The sequence below is a fragment of the Anaerolineae bacterium genome, assembly GCA_011176535.1.
Lineage (GTDB): Bacteria > Chloroflexota > Anaerolineae > Anaerolineales > DRMV01 > DUEP01.
In genome coordinates this window covers 1-18,266 of sequence record DUEP01000092.1, presented here as the reverse complement: position 1 = coordinate 18,266, position 18,266 = coordinate 1, and the positions used below count along the sequence as shown (strand labels likewise).

At 65.0% G+C, this 18,266-nt stretch carries 15 protein-coding genes; 4 read left to right on the top strand and 11 right to left on the bottom strand.

Annotation, left to right across the window (positions count from 1 at the left end):
* Together G4O04_08530 and G4O04_08525 are read right to left on the bottom strand one after the other, a co-directional pair.
* A partial coding sequence (locus tag G4O04_08530) for a tetratricopeptide repeat protein (protein HEY58562.1) occupies positions 1-1,666 on the bottom strand: 1,666 nt, incomplete at its 3' end.
* A 157-nt stretch (positions 1,667-1,823) separates the two neighbouring features.
* Positions 1,824-2,771, bottom strand: coding sequence for a methionyl-tRNA formyltransferase (locus tag G4O04_08525; protein ID HEY58561.1), 948 nt, complete (start codon positions 2,769-2,771; stop codon positions 1,824-1,826).
* A gap of 101 nt (positions 2,772-2,872) precedes the next feature.
* Here G4O04_08525 and menH point away from each other — a divergent pair, with 101 nt between their 5' ends.
* Positions 2,873-3,634 (top strand): 2-succinyl-6-hydroxy-2,4-cyclohexadiene-1-carboxylate synthase, encoded by a 762-nt coding sequence (menH, locus tag G4O04_08520; protein HEY58560.1) that lies wholly within the window; start codon positions 2,873-2,875, stop codon positions 3,632-3,634.
* An 80-nt stretch (positions 3,635-3,714) separates the two neighbouring features.
* On the opposite strand, the gene G4O04_08515 is transcribed toward menH, so the two are convergent.
* From G4O04_08515 to G4O04_08475, 9 genes are all read right to left on the bottom strand, one after another.
* Positions 3,715-4,902, bottom strand: a complete 1,188-nt coding sequence (locus G4O04_08515; protein HEY58559.1) for a class I SAM-dependent rRNA methyltransferase — start codon at positions 4,900-4,902, stop codon at positions 3,715-3,717.
* A gap of 109 nt (positions 4,903-5,011) precedes the next feature.
* Positions 5,012-6,229, bottom strand: a complete 1,218-nt coding sequence (locus G4O04_08510; protein ID HEY58558.1) for an aminotransferase class I/II-fold pyridoxal phosphate-dependent enzyme — start codon at positions 6,227-6,229, stop codon at positions 5,012-5,014.
* 199 nt (positions 6,230-6,428) lie between these two features.
* Positions 6,429-8,462 carry an NAD-dependent DNA ligase LigA gene (ligA, locus tag G4O04_08505; GenBank protein HEY58557.1) on the bottom strand — a complete coding sequence of 678 codons (2,034 nt, stop codon included), beginning with the start codon at positions 8,460-8,462 and terminating at the stop codon, positions 6,429-6,431.
* Between the two features lie 117 nt (positions 8,463-8,579).
* Positions 8,580-10,418: an RNB domain-containing ribonuclease gene (locus tag G4O04_08500; GenBank protein HEY58556.1), complete on the bottom strand. Its 1,839-nt coding sequence runs from the start codon at positions 10,416-10,418 to the stop codon at positions 8,580-8,582.
* Positions 10,411-11,220 carry a carbon-nitrogen family hydrolase gene (locus G4O04_08495; protein ID HEY58555.1) on the bottom strand — a complete coding sequence of 270 codons (810 nt, stop codon included), beginning with the start codon at positions 11,218-11,220 and terminating at the stop codon, positions 10,411-10,413. Before G4O04_08495 ends, G4O04_08500 begins: the two co-directional genes overlap by 8 nt.
* 2 nt (positions 11,221-11,222) lie before the next feature.
* On the bottom strand, positions 11,223-12,155 hold the full coding sequence (locus G4O04_08490; GenBank protein ID HEY58554.1) for a pseudouridine-5'-phosphate glycosidase: 933 nt from the start codon (positions 12,153-12,155) through the stop codon (positions 11,223-11,225).
* Positions 12,156-12,205: 50 nt separating this feature from the next.
* The gene (locus G4O04_08485) at positions 12,206-13,162 is read right to left on the bottom strand and encodes a ribokinase (protein ID HEY58553.1); all 957 of its coding nucleotides are present in this window, start codon (positions 13,160-13,162) and stop codon (positions 12,206-12,208) included.
* Between the two features lie 60 nt (positions 13,163-13,222).
* Entirely contained in the window at positions 13,223-14,746 is a 1,524-nt protein-coding gene (locus G4O04_08480; GenBank protein ID HEY58552.1) for a hypothetical protein, read from the bottom strand.
* Between the two features lie 132 nt (positions 14,747-14,878).
* Positions 14,879-16,477, bottom strand: a complete 1,599-nt coding sequence (locus tag G4O04_08475) for a hypothetical protein (GenBank protein HEY58551.1) — start codon at positions 16,475-16,477, stop codon at positions 14,879-14,881.
* Between the two features lie 72 nt (positions 16,478-16,549).
* Between G4O04_08475 and G4O04_08470 the strand changes: the two genes are divergently transcribed.
* The 3 genes from G4O04_08470 to G4O04_08460 all read left to right on the top strand — a co-directional run.
* On the top strand, positions 16,550-16,981 hold the full coding sequence (locus G4O04_08470; protein ID HEY58550.1) for a nucleoside 2-deoxyribosyltransferase: 432 nt from the start codon (positions 16,550-16,552) through the stop codon (positions 16,979-16,981).
* Between the two features lie 33 nt (positions 16,982-17,014).
* Positions 17,015-17,836: an HAD-IIA family hydrolase gene (locus G4O04_08465; protein ID HEY58549.1), complete on the top strand. Its 822-nt coding sequence runs from the start codon at positions 17,015-17,017 to the stop codon at positions 17,834-17,836.
* 11 nt (positions 17,837-17,847) lie between these two features.
* The coding region (locus tag G4O04_08460) for a 23S rRNA (adenine(2503)-C2)-methyltransferase (protein ID HEY58548.1) at positions 17,848-18,266 on the top strand (419 nt) is incomplete at its 3' end.

The window sequence follows — 18,266 nt, the reverse complement described above, 5'->3', positions numbered from 1 at the left end:
CTTCCGCGCTCAACGCCCGCAGCCATTCCGGCACCTCCGCCTCGGCAGGCGCCGCTTCTTCCACCACTTCTTCGGCCAGGGCCTCCGCTGCGCTGGGCTCTTCGGTTTCGGCTTCCGCCGGGCCTTCATCGACCATCCCCAATTCTTGCAGCCACTCGGGCGTGGCAGGCTCTTCCGCTGGGCGGGGAGCCGTCTGCCCTGTCTCGCCCTGCCCGGCCACCATCGCTTCTTCCGCAGCCAGATCCTGCAGCCAGTCGGGCATTTCTTCCCCGACCTGGGAAGCAGCGGCCTCCACAACCTCGCCTTCCCTTTCTTCCGGCGCTGATGCGGCCGCCTGGGGTTCGCTCGCCCCTGGCTCCTCCAAACCACGCAACCACTCGGGAAGTTCCTCGTCGGCTTCAGGAGCAGGCGTTTCCGCCTCTGCCGGCGTATCCCTGGTATGCTCCTCCAGCCAGGTCACCACGGTCTCGGAGGCCCCAGGCATCTCTTCGCGCAACCAGGGCAACTCCGGTTCAACCGATGCCTCATCCGACCCAGCCTCCTCCGCCTCGGCTTCAGGGGGTTTGAGTTCCTGCAACCAATCGGGGATCTCGGCCGGAGCCAGTTCCTCCTCCGCTTCCTCTGCCGCTGGCGGCTCCTCCAGGGGGGCCTCCCGGCTCTCCCAACCGGCCTCGCGCATCCAATCGGGAATCTCCGCAGCGGCTCCCCCTTTCTCCGCATCAGCGGGGGGTTCCCCAGGGCTGCCTTCCTCTGGCAAAGCCCGTTCTGGCGAGATGTGCTCCTCCACCAACTCCCGCGCCCAATCCGGCACCTTTTCCTCTTCCTGGTCAAGCGCCGTCAGGGTACCGGCGAACAAGGGAGCGGTCAACGAGGTCTCCTCGGTAACCATTTCGGGCACCCAATCCAACATCTCCAGCGTCACCTGCTCGTCCGGTACCGCGTCCGGGGTAGGCCAGCGCTCGCCCACATAAGCCAGATAGGGGTCCAGGGCCTGGGCACGGGTCCGGTAGGTGCGGGCCTCTTCGGCACGACCGGCTTTGGTCAGCAACTCGGCCATCAAGCGGTTGGCTTCCAGGCAGTGGGGCAACTTGCGCAAGAGCGTGGAACAGGTTTGGGCCGCTTCGTTGAACTTGCCGGCCGCCGCATAGACCTTGGCCAGCAAGAGTTGCAGGCTGGGGCGATCGGGGTCTTCACTCAACGCCGCGCGCAACTCGGCAATCGCCTGAGGGTACAACTGGCCCAGGTAGTACATGCGGGCCAGGGCTCCTCGGGTCAGGCGGATGCGCGTCGGCTCCACGCCATCCCGGGCGCCGTAAAGGCGGCGCAACTCTTCCTGAACGGCCGCGTTGGAGGGATCCGCCTCAAAAGCCTGCTCCATGTGAGCAATGGCCAGGTCCAAATCGCCTTTGGTCTCGGCAATGGCGCTCATCGCCACATGGGCGACCAGATCGTCAGGGACGGTCGCCAAAACCCGGCGAAAGAGATCGGCCGCCTCATCGTAACGCTGCGCCTCCAGATAGGCCTTCCCCAACAGGCGGTACACGGCCAACACCTTGGGGAAACGCTGCAAAATATACCGGCAATGGGCCACGGCCTCGTCCAGATGCCCCCGCTCGATCAAATCGTCAATCTGCCGCAAGTATTCGCGCAAAGAAACGGTGCTCATAACCCACACTCCCCGGACAGCCTGCAAGCCAACCCATCATGGCTTCTCTGCTGATAGTATGCCCTAAGACGAGAAAAGTTTCAAGTCACCCGTCCTGGGCAAAGCCCTTGGCCCAATTCGTTTTCTCCCGCGCAGGAGCAACGCAGCCAAGAACGCATCACTCCGCAGGGGCAAAGACACCGGGCACCCAATCCCGCGCGCCGCGCAGGAACGCATCGCCCGCCATGGGACGCTTGCCCGCCGGCTGCACCCGCCGCAACACCAGGAGTCCCTGCGAGGTGCCCACCGCCGGGAAGCCCTGCCACACCAACCGCACGCCGGGGCCCGGCGAAGGTTCCTGCACCGCTTCAGCCCAGAGCACCTTCAGCGTTCCGCCGCGCCAGGGCGCGACGAAGGTCCCCGGCCAGGGGTCAAAGGCGCGCACCTGCCGGGCCAGAACCTCCGCCGGTTTCTGGAAATCCAACCGCCCGTCCTCTTTTTTCAGCAGAGGCGCATAGGTGATGCCTTCCTCCGGTTGAGGGCGGGGCTGCAACGCGCCGGAGAGGTATTCGGGCAGCGTTTCCAGCAACAGGGCCGCGCCCAACCGGGCCAGTTTCTCGCTCAGCGTGGCCCCCGTGTCTTCGGGCTCAATGGGCATGGCCCGTTGGGAGAGAATCGGGCCGGTATCCAGCCCTTCGTCCATGAGCATGATGGTGACCCCCGTCTCCCGATCCCCTGCCAGAATGGCGTGCTGGATGGGCGAAGCCCCCCGCCAGCGCGGAAGAAGCGAGGCGTGTACATTGATGCAGCCGTACCGGGGCAGGGCCAGCACATTGGGCCGCAAAATCTGCCCGTAGGCGGCCACCACGATGATATCCGGCGCCCAGGCCTGCAACTGCTCAAAGGCCTCAGGGGCGCGCAGGCGGCGCGGCTGCATCACGGGCAGGCCCAACTCCTGGGCAACGACCTTCACCGGCGGAGGCGTCACCTTTCTTCCCCGACCGGCAGGACGGTCCGGCTGAGTGACCACCCCCACCACGGGGTAATGCTCGGCCAACGCCCGCAGGGTGGGCACGGCAAACTGGGGCGAACCCATGAAGACCACACGCGGTTTTTCGCTGCTCATGGCTCAATTTTACCATCAGTACCCCTGTTCCCATCCACGCAGGGCCTCAAAGGAGCGATATAATCCTTCCGCCGGACAACCTCGAAACGGGAGTGCCCCTGGTGAACCTTGAGACGCCGGTCGTCTTCCTGCACGGTTTTCTGGGGCGAGGCGCCGACTGGGACGCCCTCCGCCGGCGCTTCCCTTCACGCCCCACCCACGCCCCCGATTTGCCGGGGCACGGGGCGACGCCCTTGCGCCCCGGCCGACAAAGTTACGCTGCGTGGGTCTCCTGGCTGGCCGACTGGCTGGACGCCCGCTGCCTGAAGCGCGTCCACCTAGTGGGGTATTCCCTGGGCGGGCGGGTGGCCCTGGCCTTCGCCCTGGCCCATCCCCAAGTGGTGGTCAGCCTGACTCTGGAGTCGGCCAACCCCGGACTGAGGGAGCCGCAGGCCAGGGCCGAACGGGCACGGCTGGATGCCGCGCGGGCGGACCTCATTCGCCGAAAAGGGCTGCGCAACTTTCTGGAATCCTGGTATCGCCTCCCCCTGTTTGCCTCCTTAGACGCCCACCCCGGCCTGCGAGAGGCCCTCATCACCCGCCGCAGTCAGCAGAACGCCGAGGACATGGCCCGGGTGGTCGCCGAGATGAGCCCCGGACAGCAACCCGACCTCACCCCTCGCCTGGCCGAACTGTCCATGCCGGTGCTGCTGGTGACCGGGGAACGCGACCCCAAATACCCCCAGCGGTTGCGCGAGATGGCCCGGCGCGTCCCGCACGCCCGACTGGTCATCGTCCCCCAGGCCGGGCACAATGTCCACCTGGAAGCAGAACACGCCTTTGGGAGGTTGCTGCTAGACTTTTGGGCTGCCACCGAACCCTGAGGGACGGGCTCCCCCCGGATCCGGATGCCAACGACCGGGTCGGGATTTCCAGGGAGAAAACCCCTCCCCCGAGGACATCCTCATCCCACGATGACCACCAGCCCCTTGAGATAGGCCGATTCCGGATAAGCCAGCAGCACGGGATGATCCTCGCCCTGGGTCAGCCGGGCGACGATGCGCCCTTCCACACCGGCGTCCAACGCCGCATCGGCCACGATTTTCTGAAACAGGGCCGCGTCCAGCCCACCGGAGCAGGAGAAGGTGACCAGCACGCCCCCCGGCGCCAGGAGCAAAAAGGCCAGCCAGTTGATGTCTTTGTAGCCCCGCGCCGCGCGGGGAACCTGAGAAGCGGTAGCGGCGAACTTGGGGGGATCAAGCACGATGAGATCGAATTGCCGTCCCTGGCGATGGAACTCACGCAACACCTGAAAGACATCCCCTTCCAGCCATGAAGCGCGGTCGGCGGGCAGGTCGTTGAGGGTTAGGTTTTCGCGGCCCAAGGCCAGGGCCGCGGCCGAGGTATCGATGGAGAGCACGGAAGCCGCCCTCCCGGCCAGGGCATAGACCGCAAAACCGCCCGTGTAGGCGAAGGCGTTGAGCACCCGCTTCCCCCTGGCCAGCCGGCGCACGAGTTGCCGATTGGGACGTTGATCCAGATAGAACCCCGTTTTGTGCCCCCGGCGCACATCCACCCAAAAGGCCAGCCCGTGCTCGCGGATGCGCAGACGCTCGGGCGGTTCCTCACCGCGCAAAAGCCCCACGCGAGGCTCCAGGCCTTCCAGACGCCGCACCTCGACATCCGAGCGCTCATAGACCCGCCGGATGCCGGGCAGGTCCAGCAGTATCTTGGCGACGACCTCGCGCCAGCGGTCCACCCCCACGCTGAGGAACTGTACCACCGCGGTGTCGGCGTACCGGTCCACGATGAGGCCAGGCAGGCCATCGGCTTCGCCAAAGACGACCCGATAGGCGTCTGTGGCCTGAGCGTCCAGCCAACGCTGACGCCGGGCGTGAGCCGCCAGGATACGCTGGCGCAGCAACTCCTCAGTGAGCAGAACGCTCTCCTCCCAGGCCCACAGGCGCACCCGGATTTGGGAACGGGGGCTGTAGGTACCCCAGGCAAGAAAACGCCCTCGATGGTCCAGCACCGCCACCCAATCGCCGGGGGCCGGGTGGCCTTTTACCCGCGCCACCGCGCCGGAGAAAACCCACGGGTGCCGCCGCAGCACCGACTTTTCGCGCCCAGGCTTGAGAAGCACGCTGGCCATAGAAGCTCCTGTGGGGAAACAGAGCCACCCGAGCGGTGAGTCGCCACGCCCCCTCTCGGCCCCTTATCCAGGAGGCGAGAGGGGGCGTGAAGAGGGAGGGGGCTCCCGTTCAGGCCAGGAGACCCACTTCCCGGGCGGCTTCGGCCAACTGGTCCATGGCCCATTCGATGTCCTCGGGTTCGTGCGAGGCCATCACCGTGGCGCGCAGCCGGGCCAGCCCCTGGGGTACCGCTGGGCTCACCACCGGCAACACGAAAAGGCCGCGGTCAAAGGCCGCCTTGGCAAGCCGATAAGCCACCATGTCCTCTTTGCACAACACCGGCACAATGGCCGTCTCGGTGTTCATGGTGTCGAAGCCGCGCGCCTGCAAGCCTTTGATGAACTGCTGCGTGTTGGCGCGCAGTTTTTCCACCCGCCAGGGCTCGTCGAGGATCAACCGAAAGGCCTCGGCCGCTGCCGCCGCCTGGGCCGGAGGCAACGCCGCCGAGAAAATGTACCCCCGGGCGGTATGACGCACATATTCGATGAGGTCCTTCTTCCCCGCGATGTAGCCGCCCACGGAGGGGATGGTCTTGCTCAGGGTGCCCATGTTGATGTCAATCACATCGTCCAACCCAAAGTGCTCTTCAATGCCGCGGCCCGTCGGACCCAGCACGCCCACCGAATGCGCTTCGTCGATCATCAGCCAGGCGTCGTACCGCTGGCAAAGTTCGGCCACCCTGGGCAGGTCGATGATGTCCCCATCCATGCTGAACACGGCATCGGCCACCACCAACTTGGTCGCCCCGGCAGGCACCTGTTGCAAACGCCGCTCCAGGGCCGCCATGTCGTTGTGGGGGAAACGCAGCATTTTCGCTCCGGCGAGCAAAATGCCGTCCACGATGCTGGCGTGGTTGTATTTGTCGGTGATCACATAATCGCCGCGCCGCACCAGGGCGGAGATCACCGCCACATTGGTCACATACCCGGAGGAAAACACGATGGCCGCCTCGGCCCCCTTGAAGGCGGCGATAGTCTCCTCCAACTCCTGGTGCACGGGCAGCGAACCGGCCAGGGTGCGCACGCCATGCGTGCCAGAGCCATATCGCTCAATCGCGGCTTTGGCGGCGGCCGAAATCCGGGGATGACCAATAAGGCCCAGATAACTATACGAAGCCATCATCAGTTTCTTCTGGCCGTTGACCCGCACCCATCCCTTCTCCAGCAGAGCCTCCACCGGACGGTTGTACGGGTACAGGCCGATGCTCTTCCCCCACTTGACATATTCCGCTGTTTCACGGATGCGTTGAGCCAACGGATCGTTAGCCTGGGAAAGATCCTTGCTCATAGGGCATAACTCCAGAATAAAGGATGTCAAAACAGACGGCAGGGCATTTAATCCTCTCAAGTTTAGTCCAAGCCGTTGAAAATTGCAACCATCCGGGCGACCTTTCGGACACCCCACAAAAAAACCAGCGGAAGACGACAAAGGCCGCTTCCGCCGGATGGTCGTGTTTGGCGGGAGGGTCCCAGGCGCAGATGAAGGCTTACGGGTGGAAGCCCTCCTCCACCAGGCGACGCAGAGTGGCTTCATCAATGGTCTTGATACCCAGGGCCCGGGCCTTCTGCAACTTGCTGCCGGGGTTTTCGCCGACCACCAGGTAATCCGTTTTGCGACTCACCGCAGAGGCCACCCGTCCACCGTGGGCTTGAATGTATGCCTTGGCTTCTTCGCGGGTCATGTGAGGCAAGGTGCCGGTAAGGACAAAGGTCAGCCCGGCCAAAGGTTGCGCCTCGGGCTCCGTGGGCGCGGCGGCGCGTGGCCATACCCCGGCGCGGCGCAACTTCTCCAACACCTTTTGATTGCGCGGTGCGCGGAACCACTCGACGATGCTCTCGGCGATGCTGGGGCCAATGCCCTCGATGGATTGCAAATCCTCCATCGTGGCCCGACTCAACGCATCCAGGTCGGGGAAGCGACGCGCCAACTCAGCGGCTACCGCTTCACCCACGCCATGAATGCCCAACCCCACGATCAAACGCTCCAGGGGGCGCGTTTTGCTTTCCGCGATGGCCTGGAGCAGGTTCTCCGCCTTCTTGTCGGCAAATCCTTCCAGTGGCAGCAAATCTTCTTTCGTGAGGTAGTACAGGTCGGCCACATCCTCAACCAGGCCGGCGCGAACCAACTGCTCGACGATTTTGATGCCCAGGCCGCGGATATCCATAGCCCCACGATGCGCAAAATGCTCCAGATTGCGGATGAGTTGGGCGGGGCAGGCGGCGTTGACGCAATACCAGGCGACTTCGCCTTCCGGGTGCACCACCGACTCCCCGCACGCCGGGCAGCGGGTGGGCGGCTCGAAGATGCGTTCCTTTCCCGTGCGGGCGCCGACCACCGGTCCGATGACATACGGAATCACATCGCCTGCCCGCTTCACCAGCACCCGATCGCCGATGCGAATGTCTTTCTCCCGGATGTAGTCGAAGTTGTGCAAAGTGGCCTGTTTGACGATCACCCCTCCAATCTCCACCGGCTCCAAAATGGCGTAGGGCGTGAGCACGCCCGTGCGGCCCACATTGACGCCAATATCCAGCAAACGGGTGGTGACCTCTTCGGCGGGGAACTTGAAGGCGATGGCCCCGCGGGGGTCCTTGCCCACCACACCTAAGGCGGCCTGCAGGCGCAAATCGTTGATCTTCACCACCAAGCCGTCCATCTCATAGGGCCAGGTGTCACGCCTTTGAGCCCATTCTTCATGGGTACGGATAACACAATCCAAATCGGGACAATGAACCGCTTCAGGCACCGGGAATCCCAGGCGTCGCAAGTAATCCAGCGTCTCCCACTGGGTGTGGGGCACCTCGCCGCCCTCGGCGCTTACGATGGCGTAACACAGCAAAGTGATGGGGCGCTGCGCCGTCACCGCAGGGTTCAACTGGCGCAGCGAGCCGGCCGCCGTGTTGCGGGGGTTGAGATAGGTGCGTTCGCCCGCTTCGGCCAGGCGGCGGTTGAGGGCCTCGAAGTCCTTTTTCGTGATGAACGCCTCGCCACGAACCACCAGATACGGCGGCGGCTGAGACCCGTCAGGGTCCACAGGGATTCGCAGGGGAAGCGCCCGCACGGTGCGCAGGTTGGCGGTGATGTCCTCGCCCACCTCGCCATCACCCCGGGTGGCACCCAAAGTGAACACGCCATCCCGGTAATGGAGCACCACCGTGAGGCCGTCGATTTTCGGCTCCACCACGAAATCCGCCTCGCGCACCCGGGGGTCCAAACGGGCAATGCGCTCCAGCCAGGCGCGCAAATCCGCGGCATCGAAGGCGTTGGACAGGCTCAGGATAGGCGCCGGATGGCGCACCTTGGCGAACTCCTCGGCTGGTGGCGCGCCCGCCCGCTGGCTGGGCGAATCGGGGGTCACCCACTCCGGATGGGCCTCTTCGATGCGCCGCAACTCGGCCATCAGTTGGTCGTATTCGTAATCGCTGATGACCGGGTCGTTGAGCACATAGTAGCGATAGTTGTGGTAATGGATTTCTCGTTTGAGGTCTTCGTACCGCTGACGCAAGGCGGCTTCATCCATCATCGATCCTCCTCGGCCCCACAAGGCTCGCTTTCAGTATAGCCCATCCTTTCCGGAGGCTCAAGGGCCAAGGATGCCCCCAGGAGGATGTCCCTCCTCCGGGTGCGGGTTCGCACCTCAGAGGTCCGGGAGCACAACCCGGAAACGGGCTTCCAATTCGGGGAGCAGCACCTCTTCCAGGTGAAGGGTGACCGTAGCATTGAGCGGCAGGTCCGCTGGAAGGTACGCCTGGGCCGTCATCCCCAGATCGGGCAGCAGAAAGATGCCCCAGGGAGGGCGACGCTCCACCAGCACCCCTTCCCCCTGCCAGTGGGGATGCTCCAGGAGATACACCAGCAACCAGTGTTGCCGCGAAAGCCGCTCCGCCTGCCGAACGGTGCCCACCACGGCCTCTGCCACCCCTACCCGCTCCAGCACCTCTTGCGCATCCAGCAGATCCTCGCCCCGCCAATGGGCCCACAATTGCTGGTGCACCACCAGATCCAGATACCGGCGCAAGGGACTGGTCGCCCGGACATAAAGGGGCAACCCCAGGCCGTGATGCGGAGCGGGCGTGGCGTGGTACTCGCTGCGGCGCAGGGTTTTGCGCAGGGCAAACATGCCCGCCAGGCCGGGGGGCACCTCCGCCAGGGGCGCGGGCGGCTCCTGCGTGGTGAAGGGCAGCGGGATGCCCTGCGCCAGCCCATAGCGGGCCACCGCTTCGCCCGCGGCCAACATGGCCTCCCGCACCAATTGCCGGCTACGTAAGGGCAGGATGGGGCGCAGGCGGATAACCCCCTCTTCATCCACAATGACCTTCACTTCAGGTAGATGCAACTCCACCGCGCCGGCCTGACGACGACGCTCGGCAAAGGGAGCCAGCAACCCTTCCAGGGCCTGTAACGAGGCTTCGCTTTCCAGCAAAGCGTCGGCCTGGGCGTAGGTCAGCCGGATGACGCGCACCCAGGAGGGTGTCACCTCCACATCCAGGATGTCGCCGTCCGGCGAAAGGTCAATGCCAATGGAAAGCGCCGGCGAGACGGGTTGCAGGCCCAGGGCCAGCCGCTCGGGGGCCGCCTCGGGCAGCATGGGGACGATGGCTTCCGGCAGGTACACGCTGGCCCCACGGGCGCGGGCTTCTTCATCGGCGGGGCTCCCCGGGGGCACCAGGGCCGCCACATCAGCCACATGGACCCACAGGCGGCGGCCTTCCACGCTCAGGGCATCATCGGGGTCGCGGCTGCCCTCATCGTCGATAGCCCAGGCGGGCAGATGGGTCAGGTCACGGCGGGGCTCCTCGGGCAGGTCGGGCAGGGGCAACTCGGGAGGCGCAAGGGCGATGCCCAGGCGATGGGGGTAGGGGTTCTCGCGGGGGCCCCACACCCCCCAACGGAGCAACAGGCGATGGGCGTTCTGCGGGGTTTCACGGCTGCCTAAGGCGCGCAACACGCGGCTGCGCCCGGCCTGACCGCGGGCCAAAGCCACCACATCCTGCAGGAAAGCCCAGTCTTGCGCGGCGTCCACCTCATCGCGCCGAGCGCGTTGGAGGAACGACTCCCATGCGCGGGCCTGCGCCGCCCGGGCCTCCCGGGCCCGCCGCTCGGCGGCCACCTCTTCCGACCGACGGGCTTGCACAGCCTCCGGCGAGCCTGTGAAATACAGACCATCGCTCACCGCCTGCCAGGTGGCCCAGGCGCTCTGCGGTGTAAACGCCCCGTAAAGCAATTCGGCCAGCACGGCCAGGGGCACCGTCTCGCCCTGCAGCACCTCCCAGGCTTCGGCCAAAAGGGTTTCCTCGGGCGGGGCAGCGTCGGGCAGCGCGTCCACCGGGCCGGGGTGCAGCACCTGCACATCCTTGGGCCGCACTTTGAGGGTCTGCCCTTCGGCGGTCTGAATGACCAGGCGCGGGTCGGTTTGCACCACCCGCGCCGGTCGATTCTTGAAGAGCACCAGACTCCCCACCCGGGGTTCACGCATAGCGCCTTTCCCTCCTCAGACGGTAGGCTTCCGGTCGGCAATCATGCAGGGGAGAAAAACGCTGGCGCACCGCGTTGGCCTGGCTGAGGTTGATGTCGAGCAGCAGGGTATCCGGGCGATTGCCCAGGCGACCCAAAAGTTTCCCATCCGGCCCCACGACGCTGCTTTCTCCACCAAAGAGATGCCTTTTGTCCTTTCCCACCCGGTTTACCGCGGCGATAAAGGCCTGATTCTCCACCGCGCGAGCGCGCAACAGCATGTGCCAGTGGTCGATGCGTCTTCTGGGCCACTCGGCGACCAAGAGGAACAAGCGCACCCCCGATACCGCCTGCAGGCGAAAGATTTCCGGAAAGCGCAAATCGTAGCAAACGGCCAGGCCCACGGCGCCCCAGGGTGACTGCACCACCTCCACATAGTCCCCGGGGAGCAGGAAGAGGCGCTCGCTCATCGGACCGAAAAGATGGATCTTACGGTAAGCGCCCCAGAGCGAACCGTCGGATCCGTAAAGAGCAAAAGTGTTGTAAACGCCCTCCGGCGTCTTCTCGAGGTGCGACCCGCCCACGGCCACGCCATACTTGTCCGCCCAGCGGGCCATGGCAGCGAAGCCCCCCTCGCCCAGGGGGTCGGCCAACTGCTCGGCCCGTTCCAGCGCATAGCCCGTGGCCCACAGTTCGGGCAGCAGAGCCATCTCGGCCCCCTGGGCTGCCACGCGGGCAATCCACTTCTCGGCCTCCGCCAGGTTGGCCTGGGGATCGCCGAAGACCACATCGGTTTGCACCAAAGCCAAAGTAAAACGAGACATGATTACACCACCCTGAGATGTTTTTGAGCACTGAGCGCATCGGCAATACGCGCCGCTACCTGAGCGTTGTGTTTCAACAAAGCCAGATTGGCATCCACACTGGTGTGACCGGTGAGTTCGGCCACCCGCTGAAGCAAAAAGGGCGTCATGGCGAAGCCCCGGACGGCTTTCGCCCGCGCCTCCTCCAGCGCCTGAGCGACGGCCTGCTCCACATGCCCGCGGGGCAACGGCTGGGGCGGCGGCACCACCACCAGGATGGCGCTTTTCAGGCCCAGGTCCCAGTGCGACCGGGCGATGCGCGCCACCTCTTCGGCATCCTTGGCGCGGTAAGGCACCCGCAGGCCGCTTTCGGCGCTGTAGAAAGCCGGGAACTCGTCGGTCTGATAGCCCACCACGGGCACACCCAGGGTCTCCAGGTATTCCAGCGTGGCGGGCAGGTCCAGAATGGCCTTGGCCCCCGCGCAGACCACCACGGTGGGCGTACGGCTCAACTGGGGCAGGTCGGCCGAAACATCGTAAGGGGGCCAGCGGTGCACGCCACCGATGCCGCCGGTGGCGAACACCCGAATCCCGGTCAACCCGCAGGCTACCAAGGTGCCGGAGACCGTGGTCCCACCGGTCTGGCGCTGGGCCAGGGCCGGGCCGAAATCCCGCACGCTGATTTTGCGCGGGTTTTCGTGATAGGCCAGGGTGTGCAACTGGGCGCTGGAAAGCCCCACCACCACTTGCCCCTCGATCACCCCCACCGTGGAAGGCAAAGCGCCATGGGATTTGACGGTAGCTTCCATATCCCTGGCCAGCGAAAGGTTGTCCGGCCGGGGCAGGCCATGGGTGATGACCGCCGACTCCAGCGCCACCACAGGCGCCCCACGCCGGAGCGCCTGACGCACCTCAGCCGCCACCCGCACCGTTTGAGGCAGGCTTGCGTTGTCCATGACACCTCCACCGAAAGCGATTTCAAGGAAGGGATTATACCAGCCCCCCTTCACAACACCAGCCGGTCATACAGCCGTTCCAGCGACAAATCGGTGGCCACCGTCCCAGGGGAAGCCAGGGTCAACGCCGCCGCAGCGAGGCCCAGACGCACCGCATCGTCCACCGGGATGCTGCGAAGCAAGGCGTAAAGCACGGCCGCCGTCAAGGCGTCTCCTGCGCCCGTAGGGTCCACCACGGCCGTCTTCAGCGCCGGGATGTGCCCGCTGGCCTCCGAGGTGGCGTAACACAGGCCAAATTCGGCCAGGGTGATGATGGATAGGCCCACTCCCTGGGCGACCAGAGCCCGGGCCGCGCGCACCAGCAGGGCCAGGTCATCCTGGGGCAAATCCTGGCCCAGCAGCGCCGCTGCCTCCCGATGGTTGGGCGTGACCACCGCCAGTCGGGAAAGATAAGGACGCAACCGGGGGGCCAGGTCAGGCGCCGTGGGGTCGGCGATCACGGGCAAACGGTACCGCCGAGCCAGGGAAAACACCGTGCGCAAGGTGCGTCGGGGCACATTGGCCTCCACGAACACAGCCACCGCATCGCGAAACAGCGCTTCCTGTTGGCGCACTTGCTGCGGCGTCAGAGCGGCCAGCAAGGCATCTCCATAAAGGCTATAGGCCAGGCCGCCCTGGGGGTGCAGCACGCCCACATAGGCCCCCGTGGGCGTATCCACGGTCAACACACCCCGGGTGTCGATGCCCAGTTGCTGCAAACGCGCCCGCAGGGCCTGGCCCCACACATCGCGGCCCAGGATGGAAATCATCCGTACGGGCTGCCCCAACAGGGCCAGGTTGGCCGCCACATTGTGCCCCACACCGCCGAAATCCAGGCGCACCGACGCCGGAGACCGCTCACCCACTTCGGGCAGTTGCCTGGGCGCCGCGATCACATCCACGCCACAGGCGCCGACGACCACCACCGGGCGTTCTTCGTCAAAGGCTTCTCCAAACACCAGCGACATCAGCCTATCCTCTCCTGAGCCAAAGGGAGCGCGGACGCCGCGCCTGCTCTTCGCCGGTCCCTAAGGCCGATGAAGACTCATCACTTCGTTGAGGTCAATCTGACGATCCTGGATCTCCTGCAACAGGGCCCAAAGGCGGCTCAGCCACTGCCGCACACCCAACCGGAAGGCCTCCCGCCCTTCTGGAGTACCCAGGTCCATGCCTGCCAGGATCTGATCCCAGCGCTGAATCTCCGCCCCCAGGAAGGCCAGATAAGCATCCTGGCGGACCTGGTTCAGCGCAGCGGGCGCGGCGCGTTGGCGGTTCTCGCGTGACAATTGCCAGGCCTGAAGGAATTGGGGCTTGATTTTCCCCACCGTGACCTCCCAATTGTTCATATCGGCCCAGTGCAGAGAGACGCCACGCTCCTCGTAATTTTGCCGGCGCAGCAACCCCGTGAGTTGAAAACGCGGCAGGAGGTCAGCGGGTGCCTGCGGGAACGGCCCATACGGGAACAAAGGCCCCGGACTGGGGCGTCCCGGCCGGGCGCTCAACGGCTGCACATCCCACCGATTGACCAAAACTGCCGCTTCATCCTGCTGAATAAACGCCAGCACCTCCTGCAAGGTGCGCGCGGAGACGGCGCGCCGCAAACCGCTGCGGAAGGCCACCCGCATGGTCTGAGCGGTGTGCTCCACCGAGCGCCAGCGGCGCAACTCGGCCACATTGCCCCAGGGGAGGTGGCTCTCCAGGTCGCGGGCCCTCCCCCCCTCGATGCGGATGAGACGCTCGATGCTCTCCACCACATGTGGGTAAGGCTGCGCCAGGGTCGCGTCTTCCCGTCCGCGCCGGATGCTGTACACCAGCCGCACATCGCGGAAGACCAGCGGAACCCCATCCCGGGTACGCAGCGCCACATCGAAACGCAGGTGCTGGTCGCGCAGGTCGAGAATCCGCCGCACCCTCTCGTAACCTTCCACCGGCAGCCATCTGTTGGGCCCAGGGGTCAACACCCGTGGCTCACCGCGTCCCGTGCGTTCCAGAACCACGGCGTTGTCCATGGCCACCTGGAGGCGCCCCGGGCCACCGAACCAATACACCGCCGAGGCATCATCCTCCACGCGGCCGTCCAGCGCACGGAAACGCCATACATAGCGAGGCGCAAAAGCCCGGTAGAGCACCACCCAGCGGCTCTGCCGCTGCCGCAAAGCGCGCCGGGCCGGCTCTACCTCCAGGTCAAAGATGTACCATAGGTAAAAGGCCGCCGCCAGCCAGGCCAACACGAACGAGCCGCCCCACACCGCCCAATAACGCACAACCTCCCAGCGAAAGAGAAAGGCAAACCACAGCCACATCCCTTTGAGCATCAGGCCCAAACCGGCAAAAAACGACACATCAGGCAACAGCATGTAAGGGAACGGCAACACATCCGGCATCGGCTTCGGATACAGGCGGTACGGACGGATGAGCGCCCAGTAGAAATAACCGAGGAAGAAAAGGAAACGCAGCAGCGCCCAGGGTTGCCGCAGGGCGAAGACTTCGGCGAGAAGGGTATTTAGTGCACAAAGCACCCGGGCCCACAGGCGCAACACGCGCTCGCCCATCCATGCCACCCGGTCCAGGGCCCTGCAGAGACATAACTTCCAACCGGAGTCCTCTCCCGCCTCTTCAAGAAAAGGCCATACACACCGGTACTGTTCACCTTGCAAAACGCCCATCTTGCTGCTCCTTCCCCCTCACGAGAACTGCATGAAACTTCGGAGCCGCGCCAGCAACTTGCGCAAACGGCCCACTTCGCGGCCCCCCAATCGCTCCCGAAAATCGCTGCGGTCGAAGGCGTCGGCCAGGTCGGCCATCACGGTGCTGGCAACCTCCAGGAAAAAGGCGTCCCACGCCACTCTGTCATTTTCCCCTTGCAATCTCACTATGGCCAGCTGTAAGGCCGTTTGAAATCTCCTCAGCGAGCGGCCCAAAAAGCCCAGCGCCGCCCGTTCCCCCTGTTCACGGGCCAACGCCCGTTGGCGTTCGACTGCTTCCCGCTCTACCTGAGCGCGCTGGAGCCAGGTGTTGGCGCGCAGTTGGGCCAGCCCCTTCTCCACCTCCGGCGGGAAGAAGAGGCCGATAATGACCACCTTGTCCACCGCAATGCCTCGCTGCTCCAGTGCGTGAAACTCTGGACTGTCACGCACGCCAACCTGGGCCTGATTGAAGCGCCCGCTGGCACCCATCTCCCGATACCTATTCTGGGTCAATCGGGCCTCCATGGCCCTCTGAACCATTTCCACCCCCGTGTGCCCGTCATGATGCGCCAACGGCGTGAACAACTCGTCCAGGGTGAACCGGCACACATACTCCCGCCACAACTCCGCCGCCATCATCGCCGGGAGCCAGTCCCAGGAATAGCGCCGATAGCCCGTATCCCCTGCGCCGTCCCCCTCGCCTGCCCCGGGCGTCTCGGTTCGCAGGGGGCGGGAGAGCACAGCGCGCCACACCGACCTGGCCGTACCGTGGTAAAGGGTGCGAAAGGGCGGAAACGCCCGCCGCTCGCGGTCGAACCACAGCCGCCAGCGCTCCTCCGCACACGGAAAGGCGTGGTGCTGCTCCTCGTCATCATCGCGCAGATGAAACTTCACCCAAATTCGGGCTACCACCTCCATCCCATCGCGGGTCAGGCCGCGGGTCTGATAGAAACGTGCCCGACGCTCCTCATAGCGTCCCTCATCCTCATCCGGCTGCCGGGGTACAAAAGGCCGGTCCTCCTCGTGCGGCCCCACCACCCGGGCGATGTCGCGCAGGTCCACCACATCCTCCACATATTCTGTCGAGGACAAAAACGCCACGCTGGAAGGCGGCACTACGCGTGAATAATTCCTTTTCGTGCGCAACACCACCGCACTGGCAAGATCGGTCACCACCAGGCCCGGCCCTGTGCACAACACCTTATCCTGCGAAGAGAGAATCTGCCCATCCTGCACCATCAGGAGAGAGCCGGCCCAACCTACCCCATGGGACACCACCCGCAGGGTCATCTTCCAGCGATCTCCCACTCGCTCCAACGGCAACAAAAACTGCGCGAAGAAAAAAGCCCACAGCAAGAACAGCCCCAAGAACTTATCCCCCCATTTCGCCAGGGCCTCCATGGGGTGCCAAAGATAGCGGTTCAGCGGCTCCGTGTACGGGAGGGTCACCTTCACCAGCAGACCCACGTTGGCCAACAGCACCAGAACCAACAACACGATCACGATCCGTGTCCAGGACACCTTCTGCGGGTCCCCGTCCCCCGATGGGCGACGACAGCGCGACTCCCGGAACGCCTCTGGGCGATGTGTGGACATACCTCCCCCCGTTACGATGAAATGGCCAGATGTTGGTACCATTATACAAAATTTTCGCCAAAGGAGGACGAGATGCCTCGACCCACCCAACCCCTCGTTTACCTTGCCGGGCCGTTGTTCACCCCGGGCGACCGGTGGTACCTGGAACGCCTGGATGCCCTCTGCCGCGACCTGGGCTATGCCACCTACCTCCCCCACCGGGACGCCGGCCTGGCCGACCGCTCTCAGGGCACCCGGTTCTTCTTCCTGCGTGACCTCGAAGCCCTGCAGCGCATCCATCTCGTGGTGGCCGTGCTGCACGGCACCGATGTGGACTCCGGCACCGCCTGGGAGATGGGCTACGCCTACGCCAAAGGGATCCCCGTCCTGGGCGTGGTGGAGGATACGCGGGTGCCGGACCCTGACAACCTGCTGAACCCCATGATCCGCCACAGCCTCACCGCCTTGTGCCGGACCCCGGAAGAAGTCGCCGCGGCCCTGAAAAAGCACGCCCCCCTGGTATAATCGCCGCACCCCATGGACGGAGGGAGAACGCTCATGCACGACTGGCAACACCTGCGCGTTTTGCTGCTGGATATGGACGGCGTGCTCTGGCGCGGCGAGCAACCTTTGGGTGACTTGCCGCGTCTGTTTCAACGCATCGCATCGCTGAACCTCCGGGTGGCCCTGGTGACCAACAACGCCACCCGCACCCCGGCCCAGTATGTGGCCAAATTGCAACGCTTCGGCGTAACCTTCCCTGCAACGCACATCTTTGGCTCGGCGCAGGCCGCCGTCGCCGCTCTACAGCAACGCTTTCCCCAAGGGGCCGGGGTTTATCTGATCGGTGAAGAGGGCCTGGCCCGGGCCGTGCAGGAGGCCGGCTTCCGCCTCACCGAAGGCAACGCCCAGGCCGTCGTCGTGGCCCTGGACCGCCATCTGACCTACGAGAAACTCCGGCGGGCCACCGTGCTCATCCGCCAGGGCGCCCTGTTCATCGGCACCAACCCCGACCGTACCTATCCCACCCCCGAAGGGCTGGTTCCCGGCGCCGGGGCCATCCTGGCCGCTGTGGAAGCGGCCACCGATACCGCCCCCTGGGTGGTGGGCAAGCCCGCTCCGTTGCTCTTCCAACTGGCCATGGGCAGGCTGGATGTGCGCCCCGAAGAAACCCTGGTGGTCGGTGATCGGCTGGAAACCGACATCCTGGGCGGTCAGCAGGCCGGTTGCGCCACAGCGCTGGTGCTCTCCGGCGTGACCAGCGAAGCCCAGGCCAAGGCCGCGGAGGTTCAGCCCGACCTCATTGTGCCCGATCTGGAACATCTGCTTTCCTGGCTGGAAACCCAACGCCGCCATCCCGGTCAGCACATCGCCCAATGAGGGCAAAAGCCATGGAACAGCACACCCCGCGTTTGATTTACGATCTTGACCTGGATGAACTCACCCGTTGGGTGGAGGCCCAGGGCGAAAACCCCTTCCGCGCGCGGCAAATCTGGGAAGGGCTGTACCGTCATTTTTGGAGCCGACCTGAAGATTTCACCACCCTGCCCAAAACCCTGCGCCAACGCCTGGCCAAAGCCTTCACCTTCAGCCATCTGACGCCCGTGCGCGAGGTGGCTTCCTCCGATGGTGAGACCCACAAAACCCTGTTCCATCTGCCCGACGGCGCCCCCGTGGAAACGGTGCGCATGCGCTATGTGAAACGCCGTACCCTGTGCATCTCCACCCAATCCGGTTGTGCCATGGGGTGCACTTTTTGCGCCACTGGCCAGATGGGGCTACGGCGTCACCTCACCGCCAGCGAAATCGT

Excerpts from the sequence above, each read along its gene's own strand:
- G4O04_08525 (HEY58561.1), bottom strand. The coding sequence starts at position 2,771 with ATGAGCAGCGAAAAACCGCGTGTGGTCTTCATGGGTTCGCCCCAGTTT.
- G4O04_08515 (HEY58559.1), bottom strand. The coding sequence starts at position 4,902 with ATGGCCAGCGTGCTTCTCAAGCCTGGGCGCGAAAAGTCGGTGCTGCGG.
- G4O04_08510 (HEY58558.1), bottom strand. The coding sequence starts at position 6,229 with ATGAGCAAGGATCTTTCCCAGGCTAACGATCCGTTGGCTCAACGCATC.
- ligA (HEY58557.1), bottom strand. The coding sequence starts at position 8,462 with ATGGATGAAGCCGCCTTGCGTCAGCGGTACGAAGACCTCAAACGAGAA.
- G4O04_08500 (HEY58556.1), bottom strand. The coding sequence starts at position 10,418 with ATGCGTGAACCCCGGGTGGGGAGTCTGGTGCTCTTCAAGAATCGACCG.
- G4O04_08495 (HEY58555.1), bottom strand. The coding sequence starts at position 11,220 with ATGTCTCGTTTTACTTTGGCTTTGGTGCAAACCGATGTGGTCTTCGGC.
- G4O04_08490 (HEY58554.1), bottom strand. The coding sequence starts at position 12,155 with ATGGACAACGCAAGCCTGCCTCAAACGGTGCGGGTGGCGGCTGAGGTG.
- G4O04_08485 (HEY58553.1), bottom strand. The coding sequence starts at position 13,162 with ATGTCGCTGGTGTTTGGAGAAGCCTTTGACGAAGAACGCCCGGTGGTG.
- G4O04_08480 (HEY58552.1), bottom strand. The coding sequence starts at position 14,746 with ATGGGCGAGCGCGTGTTGCGCCTGTGGGCCCGGGTGCTTTGTGCACTA.
- G4O04_08475 (HEY58551.1), bottom strand. The coding sequence starts at position 16,477 with ATGTCCACACATCGCCCAGAGGCGTTCCGGGAGTCGCGCTGTCGTCGC.
- G4O04_08470 (HEY58550.1), top strand. The coding sequence starts at position 16,550 with ATGCCTCGACCCACCCAACCCCTCGTTTACCTTGCCGGGCCGTTGTTC.
- G4O04_08465 (HEY58549.1), top strand. The coding sequence starts at position 17,015 with ATGCACGACTGGCAACACCTGCGCGTTTTGCTGCTGGATATGGACGGC.